Genomic DNA, 20,634 nt, shown 5'->3' with positions numbered 1-20,634 from the left:
CGCTCGAGCAGGCCTGCGCGCAGCGCGCCGCCGCCGCCGAGCGCGATCCCCTGCTGACCCGCGCCCAATCGCTGCTGGCGACGCTGCAGGTGTCGCTGGGCCGGCACCTCGCGCTCGAAGCGATGGCGCAGGCGGCGCCCTCCCCGCCCCTGGACGACGCGTCGCGCGAGCAGCTGGACGCCTTGCTGGCCCGGTTGACCGCGCTGTTGCGGGACAGCGATTCCGCGGCCACCGACGCGGCGCAGGAACTGACGGCGCTGCTCGACCGCCTGCCGCTGCCGACCACGCGGGCGCGCGCCCTGCGCCGGGCGGCGGATTCCGCGGCGCGGTTCGACTTCGACGGGGCGCTGGACTGGCTGCGCGACGATTTGCGCAACGACCTGCGCAACGACCTGCGCAACGATTCCACCTCGTCCGGGAGCCCCGCATGAGCGATCTGCCCGCATCAGCCGCATCAGCCACATCAGCCGGTTCCGCCGGTTCCGCCGAGGCGTCCGACCCCACCGACGGCGCCACCGTGCTGGTCGTCGACGACACGCCCGACAACCTGCTGCTGATGAGCGAGCTGCTGCGCGACCGCTACCGCGTGAAGATCGCCAACCATGGCGGGAAGGCCCTGGCCATTGCGGTCGCCAGTCCCCGCCCCGACCTGATCCTGCTCGACGTCATGATGCCGGGCATGGACGGCCACGAGGTCTGCCGGCGCCTGAAGGCCGACCCGGCCACGCGCGACGTGCCGGTGATCTTCCTGACGGCCAAGTCCGACGTGGCCGACGAGACGCTCGGCCTGTCGCTGGGCGCCGTCGACTACATCACCAAGCCGATCAGCCCGCCGATCGTCATGGCCCGCGTGCGCACGCACCTGCAGCTGAAGGCGAGCGCCGATTTCCTGCGCGACAAGGCGGCCTACCTCGAGGCCGAAGTGGCGCGCCGCACCGAGGAGCTGGCCGCGATCCAGGACGTCACCATCCTGGCGATGGCCTCGCTGGCCGAGACACGCGACAGCGACACCGGCAACCACATCCGCCGCACGCAGCACTACGTGCGCGCGCTGGCCGAGGCGCTGCGCGACCATCCGCGCTGCCTCGAACTGCGCAAGCCAGGCGCCATCGCGACGCTGTTCAAGTCGGCGCCGCTGCACGACATCGGCAAGATCGGCATTCCCGACCGCATCCTGCTCAAGCCCGGCAAGTTCACGCCGGACGAGTTCGAGGTCATGAAGTCGCATCCGGCGCTGGGGCGCGACGCCATCGCGCAGGCCGAGTCGCAGCTGGGCACGCCGGTGGCCTTCCTCTCCACCGCGAAGGACATCGCCTACAGCCACCAGGAGAAGTGGGACGGTTCCGGCTACCCACAGGGCCTGCGCGGCGAGGCCATCCCGCTGTCGGCGCGGCTGATGGCGCTGGCCGACGTCTACGACGCGCTGATCAGCCGCCGCGTCTACAAGGACGGCATGCCGCATGAGCAGGCGTCGGCCATCATCGCGGCGGGCTCGGGCACGCATTTCGATCCGGACGTCGTCGACGCCTTCCTGCGCATCCAGCCGGAGTTCCAGGCCATCGCGCGGCAGTTCGCCGACGACGACGCGGCGCTCGCGCGCAAACGCGCGTGGATGGAGACGGTGAGTCCGCCGGACCTCGGGCCGGAAATCCCGGCGGACCTGACGCCGGCCCTGACGCCGATCGGCGCGGACCGGACCCGCTGATGGCCCCGTCCACCGACACCCGCGGATCGACCGATCGCCAAGCGGCCCCGCCCGGCGACGGCGAGCGTGACGGTGGGCGTGACGTTGGGCGTGACGGCGGGCGTGACGGCGGGCGTGACGGTGGACGCGACACGACCGTGGCCGGCCGATGGCGTGCCTGGCGGGGCACCGCGTCCGCCGCGTCCGCCGCCTCTGCCGTGATGGCCGCGGTGGCCGCGATCGCGGCGGGCTGGGGATTGAGCGACGCGCAGCGCTGGTACCTGGAGACGGATCTTCACCGCGCGCTGCAGTCGGCCGTCGACCGCGAAGGCCTCGCCCTGGTCCAGCAGACGCTGTCCGGCCAGGACATGGGCGCCGTCGAACTGACGGGCCTGATCGATCCGCTGGTCAAGACGATGACGCTGGAAACCGACGCCGAGCGCGCGCGGCTGGTGCGGCCGGGCGAGGCCCACCTGCGCGGCATCGCGCAGATCATGGCGGGCGACGGCCTCGTGGTGCTCAACAGCCGCGGCATCGCGGTGGCGGAGTGGCAGGCGCGCAAGGCGGAGTCCGCCATCGGGAGCGATTTCTCGCAGCGCTCCTGCGTGCAACAGGCCTTGAAGGGTCACTCGTCGATCTACACGGGGTTCAACGGACCGGACCCGCAGCAATCGCAGCGATCGCAGCAATCGCGACGGTCGATCGTCTTCTGTGCGCCGATCTTCGCCGGCCGGGAGTCGACCGGGGCCGTCACCGGGGCGATCTCGATGCACAAGCCGGCTGCGGTCCTGGACCCCTTTTTCGCATCGCGCAAGCAGGGGGACGCCCTGCTGATCTCGCCGCGGCACACCGTGTTCGTGGCCAGCCGGCCCGGGTGGGAAATGGCGGTCGAGGGTCCGGCCGTCGCCCTGCGGGCCGCGGAAGTGATGAAGGCCAGGCAGCCCAAGGGCATCTCCTTCGGCCACGTCAGCGACGAAGAACTGGGACGGGTCCTGCCGTTCAACGCCGTCGACAGCGCCGTGGTCAAGGTCGACGGCCGCCGCATGGCCGTGGCCACGACGCGGATCGACTGGAACGACCCCGACGGCGCCTGGCGCCTGGTGCTGCTCGAAGACCTGTCCGGCGCGATGAGCGCGCGCCAGCAGCTGGCGGTGGCGGCGTCCACCGCGCTGCTGCTGCTGGGCGGCTACGCGCTGATGCGGCAGATCGCCGCGCATCGTCGCAAGCGCGAGCTCAGCGCCGCCGCCTTCGCGGCGCGGGCCGAAGAGGTCCGCACCATGTTCCGCATGGCGCCGATCGGCGTCTGCCTGGTCGCCAACGACCGGATCGAGTTCCTGAATCCGCTGCTCTCCGACCAGCTGGGCACCGACGTGTTCCAGCCCTGGCCCCATCGCTATGCGGACGAGGCCAGCCGCGACCTCGTCGACGGGGTGCTGCGCGAGCGCCGCCGGGTGCTGGCCGCCGAGGTGAATCTGCTGGACGCCCGGGGCGAGGCCCGCGCCTTCGTGCTCTCGTCGATGCCGCTGGACTACGAGGGCGACAAGCCCGCCGTGCTGCTGTGGCTGGTCGACATCACCCGCCGCCAGGAGGCCGCGCGCGAGGCGCGCCGCGCGATGCAGGCGGCCCACGAGGCGGCCCGTGCCAAATCCAGTTTCCTGGCCGGCATGAGCCACGAGATCCGCTCGCCGATGAACGTGATCGTGGGCATGTCCGACCTGGCGCTGCAGACCGGCCTGGACGCGCGTCAGCGCAACTACCTGGAGAAGGTCAACGGCGCGGCCCTGAGCCTGCTCGACCTGATCGACGACATCCTGGACTTCAGCAGCATCGAGTCAGGCCGGATCGAACTGGAGCGCGTGCCCTTCCAGCTCGACCAGGTGCTGGAACGCCTGGTCGACCTGATCGGCCTGCGCGCCGAGGACAAGGGCGTGGAGCTGCTGATCCATCGTCCCGCCGACGTCCCCAACGCCCTGATCGGCGACCCGATGCGCCTGGGCCAGGTGCTGATCAACCTCGGGGCCAACGCGGTGAAGTTCACCGACAGCGGCGAGGTCATCGTCGCGGTGGAGCGCGTGATGCCCGCGACGCCCGCGGCGCCCGCTGCACCCGCGGCACCCGTGACGCCCGCGGCGGACGGGCGCGACCCGCGCGACCCGCACGACCCGCACGATGACGAGGCGGTGACACTGCGCTTCAGCGTCACCGACTCGGGCATCGGCATGACGGCCGAGACGATCTCGCGGCTGTTCCACAGCTTCAACCAGGCCGACACCTCGACCACGCGCCAGTACGGCGGCAGCGGCCTGGGCCTGGCGGTGAGCCGGCAACTGGTCGAGATGATGGGCGGCAGCATCCAGGTGAGCTCGCGCCCGGGCGAGGGATCGACCTTCTCCTTCACCGTGCGCCTGGGCCTGCGCCAGGGCGCGCGGGCGGCGGCCGCGCCGGGCCCGGCGGCCCTGACCGACCTGTCGCGGCTGCGGGTGCTGGTGGCCGACGACAACCGCGCCGCGCGCGAGATCCTGGGCGCGCTGTGCGCGGGCTTCGGCATGCGCGTGGACACGGCCGTCAACGGGGCCAACGCCGCGCAATGCGTGCTGGAGGCCGACGCGGAGAAGCGCGCCTACGACCTCGTGCTGATGGACTGGCAGATGCCCGTGCTGGACGGGCTCGAGGCGACGCGGCTGATCGCGTCCGGGCGGCTCGCGTCGCCGCCCGCGATCCTGCTGGTCACCGCCTTCGGCCGGGACGCCGCCCTCGCCGCCGCGCTGGCCGAGGCGGATCCGCGCCATCGGCCTCGGCTGCTGAGCAAGCCGGTGACCGCCTCGACGCTGCTGTCGGCCATCGGCGAGGCCACCGGCCAGGCGACCCTGCCCGCCCTCGCCTCGTCCCACCACGGCGGCACGACGCGCGCCGCGATGGCGCGCCTGACCGGCACGCGGCTGCTGGTCGTCGAGGACGACCCGGTCAGCCGGGAACTGAGCGCCGAGCTGCTGCGCGCCGCCGGCCTGGACGTGACCACGGTCCCGGACGGACAGACCGCGCTGGACCTGCTCGCGCGGTCCGAGCCCGGGGTCGAGGCGGTGCTGATGGATTGCCAGATGCCGGGGATGGACGGCTACGAGACGACGCGGCGCCTGCGCCGGGACCCGCGCTGGCGCGGGCTGCCCGTCATCGCGCTGACCGCCAGCGCGACGCTGGAAGCCCGCGAGCGCATCCTCGCGGCTGGCATGAGCTCCTGCCTGAGCAAGCCCTTGAGCGTGGACCGGCTTTTCGAGACGCTGTCGCGCTTCGCGCTCGGCGCGCGGGTCGCCGCGCCCGTGTCGACGGACGCCGCCCTGGACGCGCTGCTGGCGCGCCTGACCGAGCGCCTGCGGACCAGCGACGCGAGCGCCGTCGAACTCGGCCGGTCGCTGTCACAGGCGCTGGAGCGCCAGCCGCCGCCGCCGGCCCGTCTCCAGCTGCTGCGCCGCGTGGCCGCGGCGGCCTCGGGCTTCCGCTTCGACGAGGCGCTCGCGCTGCTGAGCTGGGATGCCGGCGCGCCGGCCGGAGCGCCTCCCGCATGATGCGCGTCGCCGCCCTGATCACCCGCCATCCGGCGCCCGCGTGGGCCGCCGCGGCGGTGCTGTCGCTGCTCGCCGGCGTGCTGGTCGTCCAGGAAACGCACCGGGTGCTCGACCAGCGTTTCCGCGCCCGGCTGGCGACCACGATCGACCGCGAGGTCCTGGTCTTCCGCGGCCTGACGGAGCAGAGCAAGGCGATGGGCGCGCTGCGGCTGGCGGGACGCGTGGACCAGGACCTGAAGACCGCCGCCCTGCTGACGGACCTGCAGCCCGCCCTGCGCATGCGACCGGCCGCCCACACGCTGGCCGCGATGAACGATCAGCTCGGCGCGGACGTGACCTTCGTCGTCAATCGCCAGGGCATGATCGTCGGCGAATGGAACCGGGGCCTGCAGCGCTCGCCGATGGGCCTGGACGTGACCCACCGCGAGTATTTCCGCGAGGCCATGGCCGGCCGCACCGCGGTGTCCATGGCGCTCAGCCAGTCGACGTCGCGCCGGGCGATCTTCCTGGCGGCGCCCGTCTACCGCGACAGCGAGGCGCGGGGCCCGGTGATCGGCGTGGTCGCGACGCAGTTCTACGGGCCGTCGCTGGACCGCTTCCTGACCGCCCGCCCGGACATCACCTCGCTGATCCTGTCGCCCGACGGCGTGGTGATGGCCTCGACGCGGCCCGAGTGGGCGCTGAACCTGGCCGGCCCCGCCTCGGCGGAGCGCAGCCGCCGGCTCACCGCGGGACTCCGCTACGGCCGGCAGCTGGAGGATCCGTCCCGCACGCCGTCGCTGCCCTTCGATCCCGGCGGCGGCGATGTCGGCAATGTCGCCAATGTCGTCGACAGCGGCGACGTCCGCGGCGCGCGGGACGCGACGATCGACGGCCGGCCGCATGCGGTGGTGTCCCGCGACCTGGGCTGGCGCGACAGCGCCGGACCGTGGCGCATGGTCTTCGTCGCCGATCTGTCGGGCGTGCTCGGCGCGCCGGCGCGGGCGGGCGTGGGCCTGCTGTCCGCGCTGCTGTGTTTCGTCGCGCTCGCCGCGCTGCTGCGCAACCTCGCGGTGCGCAGCGCGCGCCACGCCCAGGAGACCGCGCTGCTGCGCCAGGGCGAGCGCTTCATGGGCCTGATCGAGCACGCGCCGATCGGCGTCGGACTGATCTCGGACGGCGTGGTGAGCATCGCCAATCCGGCGCTGCGGCGCCTGGTCGACGTCGAGGTCGGCCTTCCGTGGCCGGACGCCTACGCCGACGACGCCAGCCGCGACCGCGCGCGGGCCTTGCTGGAGCGCCACGGCTCCGGCAACGACATCGAGCTGCAGATCCTCGATCCCGAGGGGGCGCCCCGCGCCTGCGTGGCGGCGTTCCTGCCGGTGCACTTCGATCGCTCGGGCATGCTGGTGTGGCTGATGGACCTGACCGACCGCCTGTCCGCCGAGCACGAGATCCGCGTCGCGCGCGAGTCCGCCGAGGCCACCACGCGCGCCAAGGCCGACTTCTTCGCCAACATGAGCCACGAGCTGCGCACGCCGATGAACGCCATCATCGGCATGTCCGAGCTGGCGCTGCAGACCGAGCTCGACGCGCGGCAGCGCAACTACGTCGACAAGGCCTGCCGCGCGGCCGAGACCTTGCTCGGGGTCATCGACGACATCCTCGACTTCAGCCGCATCGAGGCCGGCCGGCTGGTCCTGGAGCAGATCCCGTTCGAGCTCGACGAGGTGCTGGCCCACCTGGTGCAGGTGATCGGCCTGGGCCTGGAGGAAAAGGGCGTGGAGCTGCTGCTGAGCGTGCCCGCCGGGTTGCCGCGCACGCTGGTCGGCGATCCCTTCCGCCTCGGCCAGGTGCTGGCCCACATCGGCAAGCATGCGGCGCGCCGCAGCGAACAGGACGAGGTGGTGGTGGCCGTGTCGGTCGTGTCGGTCGTGTCGGTCGTGTCGGCCGGATCAGCTGGATCGGACGCGTCGCCCGCATCGCCCCCGACCGACGCATCGCCGCCGTCCGACGCATCGCCTCTGCCCGACTCATTGCCTCTGCCAGACGCGTCGCCTCCGCCCGACGCGTCGGGCGACGGCGACGCGCCGTCCGGGGGCAGCATCGTGCTCCAGTTCAGCATCCGCGACAGCGGCCCGGCCTTGACGCCGGCCGAGCTGGCCCGGCTGATCCGACGCCCCGCGCAGGCGGAGGCCGACGCCCCCGACCGCGGCGATCTGGCGCTGGCGGTGTGCCGGATGCTGGTGGAGATGATGGGCGGCACGCTGCGCGTCGAGTCGATGCCCGGCGCCGGCCTGACCCTGCACTTCACGGTGCGGCTGGGCGTACCGGCGGAAGCGGTCGACGGGGTCGATGGGGTCGATGGGGTCGATGGGATCGATGGGCACGAAGGGCGCGATGGCCGCCACGTGGGGACCGCGGGGACCGCGGAGACCGCGTCGTCCCTGGCGCTGGCCGTGCTGCGCGGCCGGGCGCTGGTGGTCGACGACAACCGCGTCGCCCGCGAGGTGCTGGCCGCGCTCTGCCAGGGCCTGGGCCTGCAGGTCGAGCAGGCCGCCGACGGCCCGCGCGCGCTGCGGGCGGTGCAGGCGGCGTCCCGCGAGCACCGTCCTTTCGACTGGGTGCTGATGGACTGGAAGCTGCCGGAGATGGACGGTCTGGCCACCGCGGCCCGCCTGTTCGAGGAAGCGTCCCCGGTGCCGCGGATCGTGATGGTGACCGCCTTCGGCAACGACGACGGGCTGTACGAGGCGATGACGGCGATGGCGGCGACCGGGGCGCTGCCCGACGGCCAGCCCCTGCCCGTCCTGGCCAAGCCGGTGACGGCGGCCCTCCTGCGGGACGCGATGGGCGGGGCGGCCACGTCCGGCGCGGTGTCCGACCCCCACGCGCGGCGCGCCGCGACGCGGGCGACGATGGAGTCGCTGGCGGGGGCGCGGCTGCTGGTCGTGGAGGACAACCAGGTCAACCAGGAACTCGCCGAGGAGTTGCTGACCAAGGCCGGCATCGCGGTGACGCTGGCGGGCAACGGCGCGATCGCGCTGGACCTGCTGCAGCGCTCGCCCGACGGGTTCGACGGCGTGCTGATGGACTGCCAGATGCCGGTGATGGACGGCTACGACGCCACCCGCAGCCTGCGCCAGGACCCGCGGTGGCGCGAGCTGCCGGTCATCGCGCTGACCGCCAACACCACCGGCGCCGACCGCGCCCGCATCCTGGCCACCGGCATGAACGACCACATCGCCAAACCGCTGAACGTGGACACGCTGTTCGAGGTCCTGTCGCGCTGGGTGCATCCGGCCGACCCCGCGGCGGTCCCGCCGGACGAGGGCTTCGCGGACACGATGACGCCGGGAGGGATCGCATCGGACGACACCGCACCGGCCCCCGGCGCACGGGCCGGGCAGGCCCGGCCGGGACCGATGATCGCCCCGGCGCTTCCTGTCGTCGACGGCCTGGAATCGCGATCGGGCCTGGCCTCGGCCGCCAACAACGCCGGCCTGTACCTGCGATTGCTGCGGATCTTCCTGCACTCCCAGCAGGACACCGGCGACCGTCTCGCGCAGGCGGCGGCGTCGGACGACGCGGCCGCGCTGGAGCACCTCGCCCATTCGCTGCGCGGCTCGTCCGCGACCATCGGCGCGCTGCCCTTGAGCGAGGCCGCCGCCGCGCTGGAGACCGCCTGCCGCGCCCAGGCGCCGGCGGCGCAGCGCCGCGCACTGACCGGGGCCGTGCGCGCCGCGCTGGACCGCCTGTTGAACGCACTGGGCGAGACCCTGGCCGACGACACCCCGCCGACGATGCCGGGCCCGCTGGACGACCCGTCGCAGCCGGCGGGCGGTCTCCGTCTGGAGGAGCGACTGACGCGTCTGCGGCGCCAGTTGACCGAGCATGACGCCGCCGCGGTGGACACCGCCGAGCGGCTCAAGGAACTGATGGCCAGCGGCCGTCACGGCCTCGACGACCGACGCGCCGCCGCACTGCGCGAGGTCCTGGAAGCCGCCGCGCGTTTCGACTTCGACACCGCGCGCCGCGGTCTGGACGACGACGCGGCCGCTGGCGCCCGATCGATGGAGGAACCCTTGCCATGAGCATCTCAAACGGAGACCCTCGCCCGACGATCCTGATCGTGGACGATTCGCCCGAAGTCCTGTCGCAGCTCTACGAGCTGCTCAAGGAGCGGCATCGCGTCAAGGTGGCGACCACCGGCGACCGCGCGCTGCGCATCGCGGCCGAGGCCCCGCAGCCCGACCTCATCCTGCTGGACGTGCTGATGCCCAACATGGACGGCTACGAGCTGTGTCGCTGGCTCAAGGCGGACGCGGCCACGCGCGACATCCCGGTGCTCTTCCTCACCGCGCGCTCGGATCCCGCGGATGAGAGCCACGGCCTGTCGGTCGGCGCGGTGGACTACATCACCAAGCCGATCAGCCCGCCCATCCTGCTGGCGCGCGTGCGCACCCACCTGCAGCTCAAGGCGACCGCCGACCTGCTGCGCGAACGCGCCGCCCACCTGGAAGCCGAAATCGCCCGATGGGCGGGGGGCGAAGCGCCGACCGATTGAGTCGGCGCGGCGCTCCGGGATAATCGCGCGGTCCTCGGCAACCGCTCCGATCGTCATGCCCTTCCGGCCGCGTCAGGTCTTGCGTTTCCCTGCTTGCGCCGCCTTCGTCGGCGCCGTCTGCCTGTGCGCCGCCGCACACGGGCAACCGCGGCCGGTCACGCCGCGCGGCCCGCTCGACGCGCAGGAACAGAACAACATCGCCGTGTTCCGCAGGCTGTCGCCCTCGGTGGTCCACATCACCACGCTGGCGCAGCAGCGCGACTTCTTCTCCCGCAACGTGACCGAGGTGCCCAGCGGCACGGGCAGCGGCTTCCTGTGGGACGACCAGGGCCACATCGTCACCAACTTCCATGTGATCCGCGGCGCCTCGTCGGCCAAGGTCACGCTGTCCGACCAGAGCGGGTACGACGCGAAGCTGGTCGGCGTCGATCCGGACCGTGACCTGGCCGTGCTGCGCATCGCCGCGCCGCGCGAGAAGCTGTCCCCCGTGCCCATGGGCAGCAGCCGCGACCTGCTGGTCGGGCAGACCGTCTATGCGATCGGCAACCCGTTCGGCCTGGACCAGACGCTGACCCGCGGCATCGTGTCCGCGCTGAACCGCGAGATCGAGTCGATGACGCAGCGCACGATCCGCGGCGCCATCCAGACCGACGCCGCGATCAATCCGGGCAACTCGGGCGGTCCGCTGCTGGACTCGGCCGGGCGGCTGATCGGCGTCAACACCTCGATCTTCAGCCCGAGCGGCGGCAGCAACGGCATCGGCTTCGCGATCCCGGCCGACGAGGTGAACCGCGTCGTGCCGCAACTGATCCGGCACGGCCGCGTGATCCGGCCGGCCCTGGGCCTGACCGCCGGCAGCGAACAGCTGCGCCAGGTCCTGCGCCTGCCCAAGGGCGTCGTGCTGATCGGCCTGCAACCCGGCGGCGGCGCCCAGCGCGCGGGGCTGCAGCCCTTCCTGCGCGGGCGCGACGGCCGCGTCGTGGGCGGCGACGTCATCACCGCCGTCAACGGCAAGCCGGTGGCCGACCTGGACGACCTGCTCGCCGAACTCGAAGAGCGTCAGGTCGGGGACAAGGTCACGCTGACCGTCTGGAACGGCGGCAAGACGCGGCAGGTCCAGGCCCCCCTCACCACCGACTGAACGGCTCCCCCGCTCCCTACCCCAGTTCGCGATAACCCTCCCGCGGCCCCGGTCCGGGCGGCGCGCCTAGACTGCGCGCCCATGCAAGCCCGACTTTCGATCCTCGACCTCGCCTTCATCGTCGAAGGTGGTTCCGCCGCCCAGGCGCTCCACGACAGCGTCACGCTGGCGCAGCACGCTGAACGCCTCGGCTACACGCGCTACTGGGTGGCCGAGCACCACAACATGGACGGCGTCGCCTCGTCGGCCACGGCCGTGCTGATCGGCCAGATCGCGGGCGCGACCTCGACGATCCGCGTCGGCTCCGGCGGGATCATGCTGCCCAACCATGCGCCGCTGACGATCGCCGAACAGTTCGGCACGCTGGCCACCTTGTTCCCGGGCCGCATCGACCTCGGCCTGGGCCGCGCCCCCGGCACCGACGGACCGACGATGCGCGCGCTGCGCCGCCATCTGGCGACCGCGCACGAGGACCGCTTCCCCGAGGACGTGCTGGAGCTCATCAGCTACCTCGCGCCCGAGCAGGAGGGCCAGGTCGTGCGCGCCGTGCCCGGCCAGGGCACCGAGGTGCCGGTCTGGCTGCTCGGCTCCAGCCTGTACGGCGCGCAGCTGGCGGCCTACCTCGGCCTGCCGTTCGCGTTCGCGTCGCACTTCGCGCCGGCGATGCTGATGCAGGCGCTGGAGATGTACCGCGCCCAGTACCGGCCCAGCCCCCGCCATCCGCAGCCCTATGCGGCGGTCGGCCTGAACGTGGTCGTGGCCGACACCGATGCGCAGGCGCAGCGCCTGTTCACCTCGATCCAGCAGCGTTTCCTCGGCATGCAGCGCGGCCAGCGCGGCCTGCTGCCCCGTCCGATCGACAGCATGGACACGCTGTGGACCGCCGGCGAGAAGCTGGGCGTGGAGCGCATGCTGTCGGAGTCCATCGTGGGCTCGCCGCGCACCGTGCGCGAGGGCCTGCTGGCGACGCAGGAGCGTACCGGCGCCGACGAGTTCATCGTCGCGTGCGCGGTGCACGACGCGGCCGCCCGGCGGCGGTCGTACGAGTTGCTGGCGGGGATCGCCGCGGAGACGGGCGCCGCCTGACTGCGCCGCCTGACCGCGGAGACGGCGTGCGGCGTGCGGCTGGCGCAGGCCGCTGACGGCCATCGGGACGCGGATGGCCGCGATGGGGCACCGCGGGACGACGCTGCCATCAATTTCGCGGATGGGTGAGGTGCTTCGGCCTTGAGAGGATGACCGGCTTCACGCTCATGGAGTTCCCGCCGCATGACTCGCCGCATGACTCGCCGCATGACTCGCCGCATGACCCGCCGCGCCCCGTCCGCCCAGTCCTCCCCATGCGCCCCGGCCACGCCGCCGTCCCCGTCGCCAGGCCGGCAGTCGGGGTTCAGCATGATCGAGGCGTCCATCGTCCTGGTCGTCATGACCGTGACCTGGCTGGGCGCGTTGCAGTTCCAGCAGTTCCAGCAGTTCGTCGAGAACGGACGTCATGCGGGGCTTCGCCTCGCCGCCTTGCGTGACGGCGTCGAGCGCTATGCGCGCGATCACGGCGAGGCGCTCTCAGCGATGCTGGCCGTCCCGGCCTGCGTCGATGTCCCCTTGTCCGCCTCCTTGTCGCCGGCCCCCTCGACGGCCATGTCGACGCCTCAGGCGTGCGTGCTGAAGCTCCAGGTCGCAGGTCAAGCCGTCGAGCAGACGGTGGCGGTCAACGCCCTCCAGCCGACCGTCCCGGAGTTGCGCGCCCTGGGCTACGTCGCGCACGACGACCACCTGCCGTTCCCGCACGGCAGCGCCGTCATCGACGGGCGTACCGGCCAGATCGCCGCGCCGCGCTGGGCCGTGTCCGTGCAGTGCCACGGGACCTGCGGGACGGGCGCGGATGCACGCGCCGCGATCCTGCGCGTCACGCTCTACAACACCCAGCCCTTCTTCGCGCAAGACACCCTGCCCTTCGGCTACGGTGCGCAACTGAGGGCGGCGCTGCTCGCGTTGGGGCCCGACGCGCGGGTGTCGCTGCCCGGCGAGTCGCCGCAGAAGGCCGCACAGTTGCGCGGCCGGGGCGCCGACCCCGTTCCCAATCCGCTCAAGGGCGAAAGCGCGGACGTCGGCGTTGCCGGTGTCGTGGCGTCGTCCCGACTGGTCCACCTGGGCAGCGGCGCCGCGACCCGGAGCATCGCCGCGCCCCGGGCCGTCGCCTGCGGCGTTCCCACCGGCGCCAGCGGCCCCGGCGCCAGCGGCGCGGCCTGTCTGGACGGCAGCTCGAAGCCGACGGCGCGCTGGGACTTCAACGACCAGACCCTGGACCAGGTCGGGCAGTTGTCGGTCAACCGCGATGCGTCGGTGGGCGGCCGGGTGAGCGCCGGCGGCCTGCACATCCGCCGGCCTGATCGCGACCCCACCCGTCCGCATGGGCCGCCCGTCGTGCACGTCGAGGGCGGCACGCATTTCGCGGCCGGGGTGGCGATCGGCGACACGCCGCGCCAGGCCGACTGGTCGCAGCCCGGACTGAAGCTCTACGGCGGCATCCTCGCCGTCCAAGGGGGCGGCTATGGGGACTTCTCCGGCCCGGGTGCGGACTCCCGTCAGGGCGGGATCCGCATTCCGGTCCGGCGCCCCAACACCCCCTGCAACGCCCAGGGCCTGCCTGCGAGCATGTCCGGCGGCAACATCGCCCTCTACCAGGACGCCAGGGACATCTACGTGATGGTCTGCCGCAACGGCACGGGCACCGGCGACGGCGTCTGGGTCAAGGCGAAGGCGGGCTGACGCCCCTCAGCCCACCCACTTGCGCGCGTTGCGGAACATGCGCATCCACGGGCTGAACGCGTCGACGTCGCCGCCGGTCCAGCTCATCTGGATGTTGCGGAAGACGCGCTCCGGATGCGGCATCAGCGCGGTGAAGCGGCCGTCGGCCGTGGTCACCGCGGTCACGCCCTGCGGGCTGCCGTTCGGGTTCAACGGGTACTGCTCGGTCGGCTGGCCGTCGCCGTCGACGTAGCGCATCGCGCGCAGCACCTGGTCCGGGTTGCCGCGCTGCGAGAAGTCGGCGAAGCCCTCGCCGTGCGCGACCGCGATCGGCAGGCGGCTGCCGGCCATGCCGGTGAAGAAGATGCTGGGCGAGTCGACGATCTCGACCTGCGCCAGGCGGGCCTCGAACTGCTCGCTGCGGTTGCGCACGAACTTCGGCCAGTCCTGCGCGCCGGGGATCATCGGCGACAGCGCGGCCAGCATCTGGCAGCCGTTGCACACGCCCAGCGCGAAGCTGTCGGAGCGCGCGAAGAAGGCCTCGAAGGCCGCCTTCAGCACCGGGTTGAACAGGATGGAGCGCGCCCAGCCCTCGCCCGCGCCCAGCGTGTCGCCGTAGCTGAAGCCGCCGCAGGCGACGAAGCCCTTGAAGTCCTTCAGGTCGACCGCGCCGGCCTGCAGGTCGCTCATGTGCACGTCGTACGCGTCGAAGCCGGCCTGCGCCATCGCGTAGGCCATCTCGACATGCGAGTTGACGCCCTGCTCGCGCAGGATCGCGACCTTCGGGCGCACGCCGCCGGCGATGAGCGCGGCGGCGACGTCGTCCCGGACGTCGAAGCTCGGGGACCAGTGCAGGCCCTTGCCGGGCGTGCCGGCCAGCGCATGTTCCTGGTCGGCGCAGGCGGGGTTGTCGCGCTCGCGGGCGATGCGCCAGGAGACCTTGTCCCATTCCTGCTGCAGCTCGTTCAGCGGCGCGGCGAAGACCTTCTTCGCGTCGCGCCAGACTTCGGCCTGCTTCGCGTCGTTGGTCTTGCCGACGACGTGCGAGATCTTCGACAGGCCGTGTGAACGCAGCGTCTGCAGCACCGCGTCGCGGTCGCCGGTGGCGACCTGCAGCACGACGCCCAGTTCCTCGTTGAACAGCGCCTTCAGCGTCAGTTCCTCGCGGCGGGCGCTGACCTGCGAGGCCCAGTTCTTGGAGTCGCCCACCTCGGCGCGGCTGTCGCTGATGCCGTCGCCTTCGGTGATCAGCATGTCGACGTTGAGACTCACGCCGCGCTGGCCGGCGAAGGCCATCTCCAGCGCCGCGGCGAACAGGCCGCCGTCGCTGCGGTCGTGGTACGCCAGCAGCTTGCCTTGACCGCGCAGGTCGTTGACGGCGGCGACCAGCGCCTTGAGCAGCGCGGGATCGTCGAGGTCGGGGACCTCGGGGCCGAACTGGTTCAGCGTCTGCGCCAGGATCGAGCCGCCCATGCGCATGCGGCCCTGGCCGAGGTCGACCAGGACGAGCGTCGTGTCGCCGTCGCGCAGCTGCGGCGTCAGCGTGCCCCTCACGTCGGCCAGCGAGGCGAAGGCGGTGATGATCAGCGAGACCGGGGCCGTGACTTGCCTGACCTGCTTGCCGGTGCCCTCGTCCGTCCAGCGCGTGCGCATCGACAGCGAATCCTTGCCGACCGGGATCGAGATGCCCAGCGCCGGGCACAGGTCCATGCCGACGGCCTTGACGGTGTCGTACAGCGCGGCGTCCTCGCCGGGTTCGCCGCAGGCGGCCATCCAGTTGGCCGACAGCTTCACGCGCGACAGCTCGATCGGCGCGGCCAGCAGGTTGGTGATGGCCTCGGCGACGGCCATGCGGCCCGAGGCCGGCGCGTCGACGGCGGCCAGCGGCGTGCGCTCGCCCATGCTCATCGCCTCGCCGGTGAAACCCTGGAAGTCGGACAGCGTGACGGCGACGTCGGCCACCGGCACCTGCCACGGGCCGACCATCTGGTCGCGGTGGTTCAGGCCGCCGACGGTGCGGTCGCCGATGGTGACCAGGAAGCGCTTGCTGGCCACCGTCGGGTGGCGCAGCACGGTGCGCGCGCTGGTCGCGAGGTCGACGCCGTCCAGCGTCAGCGCGCCGCCCGCACGGGCCACGCGCGTCACGTCGCGGTGCATCTTCGGCGGCTTGCCCAGCAGCACGTCCATCGGCATGTCGATGGCGCGCTCGCCGCCGGTGCCGTCTTCCAGCACGAGTTCCCGCTGCTCGGTCGTCACGCCGACGACCGCGAACGGGCAACGCTCGCGCTCGGCCATCGCGGTGAAGAGTTCCAGGCTCTCCGGCGCGATCACCAGGACGTAACGCTCCTGGCTCTCGTTGCACCAGATCTCCTTGGGCGCCAGGCCGCTCTCCTCGAGCGGGACCTTGCGCAGGTCGAAGATCGCGCCCCGGCCGGCGTCGTTCACCAGTTCCGGGAAGGCGTTGGAGATGCCGCCCGCGCCGACGTCGTGCACGGCCAGGATGGGATTGCGCTCGGCCAGGCCCCAGCAGTGGTTGAGGACTTCCTGCGCGCGGCGCTGGATCTCGGGATTGCCGCGCTGGACCGAGTCGAAGTCCAGGTCGGCGGTGTTGGTGCCCGCGGCCATCGAGCTGGCGGCACTGCCGCCCATGCCGATGCGCATGCCGGGGCCCCCCAGCTGGATCAGCAGCGACCCCGCGGGGAAGGCGATCTTCTTGGTCAGGTCCGCGCGGATCGCGCCCAGGCCGCCGGCGATCATGATCGGCTTGTGATAGCCGCGGCGGATGCCGTCCACGTCCTGCTCGAAGACGCGGAAGTAGCCGCCCAGCGCGGGCCGGCCGAACTCGTTGTTGAACGCGGCGCCGCCCAGCGGGCCCTCGGTCATGATCTGCAGCGCGCTGGCGATGTGCGCGGGCTTGCCGACCGGGTTCTTCTCCCAGGGCTCGGACAGGCCCGGCAGGTGCAGGTTGGAGACCGAGAAACCGGTCAGGCCGGCCTTGGGCTTGGCGCCGCGGCCCGTGGCGCCCTCGTCGCGGATCTCGCCGCCGGCGCCGGTGGACGCGCCGGGATGCGGCGAGATCGCCGTCGGGTGGTTGTGCGTCTCGACCTTCATCAGCACGTGGGCCGTCTCGCTGCGCGCCTCGTACTTCGGCGCGCGCCGGTCGCCGGCCGCCATCCAGCGCTCGATCACGTGGCCTTCCATCACCGCCGCGTTGTCGGCGTAGGCGATCACCGTGTGCTGCGGGTGCAGCTTCTCGGTGTTGCGGATCATGCCGAACAGCGACAGCGGCTGCGCCTGGCCGTCGATGGTGAACTGGGCGTTGAAGATCTTGTGGCGGCAGTGCTCGCTGTTGGCCTGCGCGAACATCATCAGCTCGACGTCGCTGGGGTCGCGGCCCAGCTTGGTGAAGGCGGCCACCAGGTAATCGATCTCGTCGTCCGACAGCGCCAGTCCCCAGGCGCCGTTGGCTTCCTCCAGCGCGGCGCGGCCGCGGGCCGACACGTCCACGTGCGCGAGCGGCTGGGCCTGCTTCTCGTCGAACAGGTGCGCGCCGGCCTCGCGCGACAGCAGCACGCTCTCGGTCATGCGGTCATGCAGCAGGTCGGCGCAGGCGAGGACCTCGGCCTCGGTCAGCGCTTTGGCGCCACCGGTCAGGCCGGCGGTCAGGCTGCTCAGCAAACCCGACTTCAGCGTCAGGCGGAACTCGGTGACGCGTTCGACGCGGTGGATCGGCAGGCCGCAGTTGTGGGCGATGTCGGTGGCCTTGGAGGCCCAGGGGCTCAGCGTGCCCAGGCGCGGGGCGACGACGATCAGCGCGCCATCCGATGCGCCCGACGGGCCTTCATAGGCGTCGCCGTAATCCAGCAGCGCGGCCAGCTTGCCCCGGCCTTCGTCATCGAGGGCGGCGTCGGTCCAGACCCAGTGGACATGGCGCGCATGCACCGCGGCGATGCGGTCGCTGACGGCCTGCAGTCGCGCCAGCAGCGCCGCGGCCCGGAAGGACGAGAGGGCATTGCCCCCCTCGAAGTGAATCAGATGCTTGGAGGAGGTGGTGCTGGCCATGGGGTCCCAGGGGGTTTGCGCCGCGCGCGCCGCGACGGTGAGCCCGCCATTCTAGCCAGCGCAGTCGCCCGGCCCGGGTTTACCCCCTCCGCCGCGCCTGCGGGTGTGGCCCGGGGCCCGGGGCCCGGGGCCCGGGGCCCGGGGCCAGGCTCAGCGGCAGTCGGTCAGGCGATCCAGCGCCACATGCAGTTGCTGATCGGCCAGCTTGCCGCGCTGCGGCTGGACCCAGGCGCCGGGTGCGCCGGTGGTCAAGGGCCTCAGGGCCAGGACCTTGACCGGTTCCGGTTGCTCCGGACGCTCGCGGTCCAGCGACCACCAGCCGTCCGGCACGGTGCAGGTCATGCCGACATCGACCGCCGGGGCCGCCACGGCGCCGGTCGCAGCGATGGCCAGAGCGCACGACCCGATGACAGAGGGCCACACGCGGCTGATAACACGAAACTTCACACCAACTCCCTGGAACGTTATTCGAGTGACGGAATGTATCGACGTCCTGCAACGTAATCGCTCTCAAATTCCACCATTCGCCCGTTTTTGTGTCCCCCATTTGTGGGGGGTTGCGCGGCGGCCTCCCGCCCCTGTGGCACCGGGCTCTTCCGATCGGCGGATGGCAGGGGTCATGGCTTGTCGCTACATTGGTCGGTTCTCGGATCCGGCGTGCGCCTTCGACGAAGCGGGCGCACGCGGGTCGTTCATTGACACTGGAGACCACCATGTCCCGCAAGACCCCCATCGAGCTCTACCGCAACATCGGCATCTCGGCGCACATCGACGCCGGCAAGACGACGACGACGGAGCGCATCCTGTTCTACACCGGGGTCAATCACAAGATCGGCGAAGTGCATGACGGCGCGGCGACGATGGACTGGATGGCGCAGGAGCAGGAGCGCGGCATCACGATCACCTCCGCGGCGACGACCTGCTTCTGGAAGGGCATGGACCGCTCGTACCCGGAGCACCGCATCAACATCATCGACACCCCCGGGCACGTGGACTTCACCATCGAGGTGGAGCGCTCGATGCGGGTGCTCGACGGCGCGGTGATGGTGTACGACTCCGTCGGCGGCGTGCAGCCGCAGTCGGAGACGGTCTGGCGTCAGGCCAACAAGTACAAGGTGCCGCGTCTTGCCTTCGTGAACAAGATGGACCGCGTCGGCGCGGACTTCTACCGCGTGCGCCAGATGATGGTGGACCGGCTCAAGGCCAACCCGGTGCCGGTGGTGCTGCCGATCGGCGCCGAGGAGCACTTCAAGGGCGTGATCGACCTGCTGAAGATGAAGGCCATCCTGTGGCACGACGCCACGCAGGGCATGACCTTCGATTACCAGGAGATCCCGCCCGAGCTGAAGGCGCAGGCCGACGAGTGGCGCGAGAAGATGGTCGAGGCGGCGGCCGAGGCCGACGAGGAGCTGATGAACAAGTACCTCGAGACCGGCGAGCTGACCGAGGACGAGATCCGGCGCGCGATCCGCAAGCGCACGATCGCGGGCGAGATCCAGCCGATGCTGTGCGGCACGGCGTTCAAGAACAAGGGCGTGCAGCGCATGCTGGACGCGGTGATCGACTTCATGCCCTCGCCGGTGGACATCCCGCCGGTGCACGGCACGGACGACGACGAGCAGGACACGACCCGCGCGGCCGACGACAACGAGAAGTTCAGCGCCCTCGCCTTCAAGCTGATGACCGATCCGTATGTGGGTCAGCTGACCTTCGTGCGGGTGTATTCGGGCATCCTGAAATCGGGCGACTCGGTCTACAACCCGACGCGCGGCAAGAAGGAGCGCATCGGCCGGATCCTGCAGATGCACGCCAACCAGCGCGAGGAGATCAAGGAGATCCTGGCCGGGGACATCGCCGCCTGCGTGGGCCTGAAGGACGTCACGACCGGCGAGACCCTGTGCGACCCCGAGGCCATCATCACGCTGGAGCGGATGATCTTCCCGGAGCCGGTGATCTCGCAGGCGGTGGAGCCCAAGACCAAGGCGGACCAGGAGAAGATGGGCATCGCCCTCGGACGCCTCGCGGCCGAGGACCCGTCCTTCCGCGTGCGCACGGACGAGGAGTCGGGCCAGACCATCATTTCCGGCATGGGCGAGCTCCACCTGGAAATCATCGTGGACCGGATGAAGCGCGAGTTCAGCGTCGAGGCCAACGTCGGCAAGCCGCAGGTGGCGTATCGCGAGACGGTGCGCAAGGCGGTGACGGACGTGGAAGGCAAGTTCGTGCGCCAGTCCGGCGGCAAGGGCCAGTACGGGCACGTGGTGTTCTCGCTGGCGCCGCAGGAGCCGGGCAAGGGCTTCGAGTTCGTCGACGCGATCAAGGGCGGCGTGGTGCCGCGCGAGTTCATCCCGGCGGTCGAGAAAGGCGTGATCGACAGCCTGCCCAACGGCGTGCTGGCGGGGTATCCGGTGGTGGACGTGAAGGTCACGCTGACCTTCGGCTCGTACCACGACGTGGATTCGAACGAGAACGCGTTCAAGATGGCGGCGTCGCTGGGTTTCAAGGAAGCCTGCCGGCGCGCTAGTCCCGTGATCCTGGAGCCGATGATGGCCGTGGAGGTCGAGACGCCGGAGGACTACGCCGGCACGGTGATGGGCGACCTGTCCAGCCGCCGCGGCATGGTGCAGGGCATGGACGACATGGTCGGCGGCGGCAAGATCATCAAGGCGGAAGTGCCGCTGTCGGAGATGTTCGGGTACTCGACCTCGCTGCGCTCGGCCACGCAAGGCCGCGCGACCTACACGATGGAGTTCAAGCACTACAGCGAAGCGCCGAAGAACGTGGCGGACGCGATCATGACGGCGCGGGCCAAGTAAGCCTCCCGCTGATTCGTTCAAACGGGCGCCCCGACGGGCGCCCGTTTTTCATGGCGGAGCGTCTCGTCGTTGAT

The 20,634-nt window shown here is 71.7% G+C and carries 10 protein-coding genes and 1 pseudogene; 9 read left to right on the top strand and 2 right to left on the bottom strand.

Features of this window, described 5'->3' with window-relative positions:
• From AC07O8_RS26090 to AC07O8_RS26055, 8 genes and pseudogenes are all read left to right on the top strand, one after another.
• On the top strand, window positions 1–431 hold a 431-nt coding region (locus AC07O8_RS26090; protein WP_495050838.1), incomplete at its 5' end, for a hypothetical protein.
• Window positions 428–1,705 carry a response regulator gene (locus AC07O8_RS26085; protein ID WP_495050837.1) on the top strand — a complete coding sequence of 426 codons (1,278 nt, stop codon included), beginning with the start codon at window positions 428–430 and terminating at the stop codon, window positions 1,703–1,705. The genes AC07O8_RS26090 and AC07O8_RS26085, both read left to right, overlap by 4 nt.
• 137 nt (window positions 1,706–1,842) lie before the next feature.
• On the top strand, window positions 1,843–5,247 hold the full coding sequence (locus AC07O8_RS26080; RefSeq protein WP_495050836.1) for a hybrid sensor histidine kinase/response regulator: 3,405 nt from the start codon (window positions 1,843–1,845) through the stop codon (window positions 5,245–5,247).
• A complete protein-coding gene (locus AC07O8_RS26075; RefSeq protein WP_495050835.1) occupies window positions 5,244–9,320 on the top strand; it encodes a response regulator in 4,077 nt (1,358 codons plus the stop codon). Before AC07O8_RS26080 ends, AC07O8_RS26075 begins: the two co-directional genes overlap by 4 nt.
• A pseudogene (locus AC07O8_RS26070) lies at window positions 9,317–9,760 on the top strand (response regulator); the annotation flags it as partial. The gene AC07O8_RS26075 and the pseudogene AC07O8_RS26070, both read left to right, overlap by 4 nt.
• Before the next feature lie 88 nt (window positions 9,761–9,848).
• Window positions 9,849–10,934, top strand: coding sequence for a S1C family serine protease (locus AC07O8_RS26065; protein ID WP_495050834.1), 1,086 nt, complete (start codon window positions 9,849–9,851; stop codon window positions 10,932–10,934).
• Between the two features lie 81 nt (window positions 10,935–11,015).
• Complete coding sequence (locus AC07O8_RS26060) at window positions 11,016–12,020, top strand: LLM class flavin-dependent oxidoreductase (protein ID WP_495050833.1); 1,005 nt, start codon at window positions 11,016–11,018, stop codon at window positions 12,018–12,020.
• 219 nt (window positions 12,021–12,239) lie between these two features.
• Window positions 12,240–13,703: a type II secretion system protein gene (locus tag AC07O8_RS26055; protein WP_495050832.1), complete on the top strand. Its 1,464-nt coding sequence runs from the start codon at window positions 12,240–12,242 to the stop codon at window positions 13,701–13,703.
• Window positions 13,704–13,709: 6 nt separating this feature from the next.
• Here AC07O8_RS26055 and purL read toward each other — a convergent pair whose 3' ends face one another.
• Both purL and AC07O8_RS26045 read right to left on the bottom strand, forming a co-directional pair.
• A complete protein-coding gene (purL, locus tag AC07O8_RS26050; protein ID WP_495050831.1) occupies window positions 13,710–17,744 on the bottom strand; it encodes a phosphoribosylformylglycinamidine synthase in 4,035 nt (1,344 codons plus the stop codon).
• Between the two features lie 150 nt (window positions 17,745–17,894).
• Window positions 17,895–18,086: a hypothetical protein gene (locus AC07O8_RS26045; protein ID WP_495050830.1), complete on the bottom strand. Its 192-nt coding sequence runs from the start codon at window positions 18,084–18,086 to the stop codon at window positions 17,895–17,897.
• 371 nt (window positions 18,087–18,457) lie between these two features.
• Between AC07O8_RS26045 and fusA the strand changes: the two genes are divergently transcribed.
• Window positions 18,458–20,560 carry an elongation factor G gene (fusA, locus tag AC07O8_RS26040; RefSeq protein WP_495050829.1) on the top strand — a complete coding sequence of 701 codons (2,103 nt, stop codon included), beginning with the start codon at window positions 18,458–18,460 and terminating at the stop codon, window positions 20,558–20,560.
• Window positions 20,561–20,634: the final 74 nt, after the last annotated feature.

This window comes from Roseateles sp. GW821-FHT09G09 (genome assembly GCF_059415965.1).
The sequence above is the reverse complement of the archived record's forward strand: the minus strand, read 5'-3'. Positions and strand labels throughout refer to the sequence as shown.

What these genes read in the sequence shown, in the direction of transcription:
- AC07O8_RS26055 (WP_495050832.1), top strand. Translation starts at nt 12,240, where the DNA reads ATGACCCGCCGCGCCCCGTCCGCCCAGTCCTCCCCATGCGCCCCGGCC.
- AC07O8_RS26085 (WP_495050837.1), top strand. Translation starts at nt 428, where the DNA reads ATGAGCGATCTGCCCGCATCAGCCGCATCAGCCACATCAGCCGGTTCC.
- fusA (WP_495050829.1), top strand. Translation starts at nt 18,458, where the DNA reads ATGTCCCGCAAGACCCCCATCGAGCTCTACCGCAACATCGGCATCTCG.
- purL (WP_495050831.1), bottom strand. Translation starts at nt 17,744, where the DNA reads ATGGCCAGCACCACCTCCTCCAAGCATCTGATTCACTTCGAGGGGGGC.
- AC07O8_RS26075 (WP_495050835.1), top strand. Translation starts at nt 5,244, where the DNA reads ATGATGCGCGTCGCCGCCCTGATCACCCGCCATCCGGCGCCCGCGTGG.
- AC07O8_RS26065 (WP_495050834.1), top strand. Translation starts at nt 9,849, where the DNA reads ATGCCCTTCCGGCCGCGTCAGGTCTTGCGTTTCCCTGCTTGCGCCGCC.
- AC07O8_RS26045 (WP_495050830.1), bottom strand. Translation starts at nt 18,086, where the DNA reads ATGACCTGCACCGTGCCGGACGGCTGGTGGTCGCTGGACCGCGAGCGT.
- AC07O8_RS26060 (WP_495050833.1), top strand. Translation starts at nt 11,016, where the DNA reads ATGCAAGCCCGACTTTCGATCCTCGACCTCGCCTTCATCGTCGAAGGT.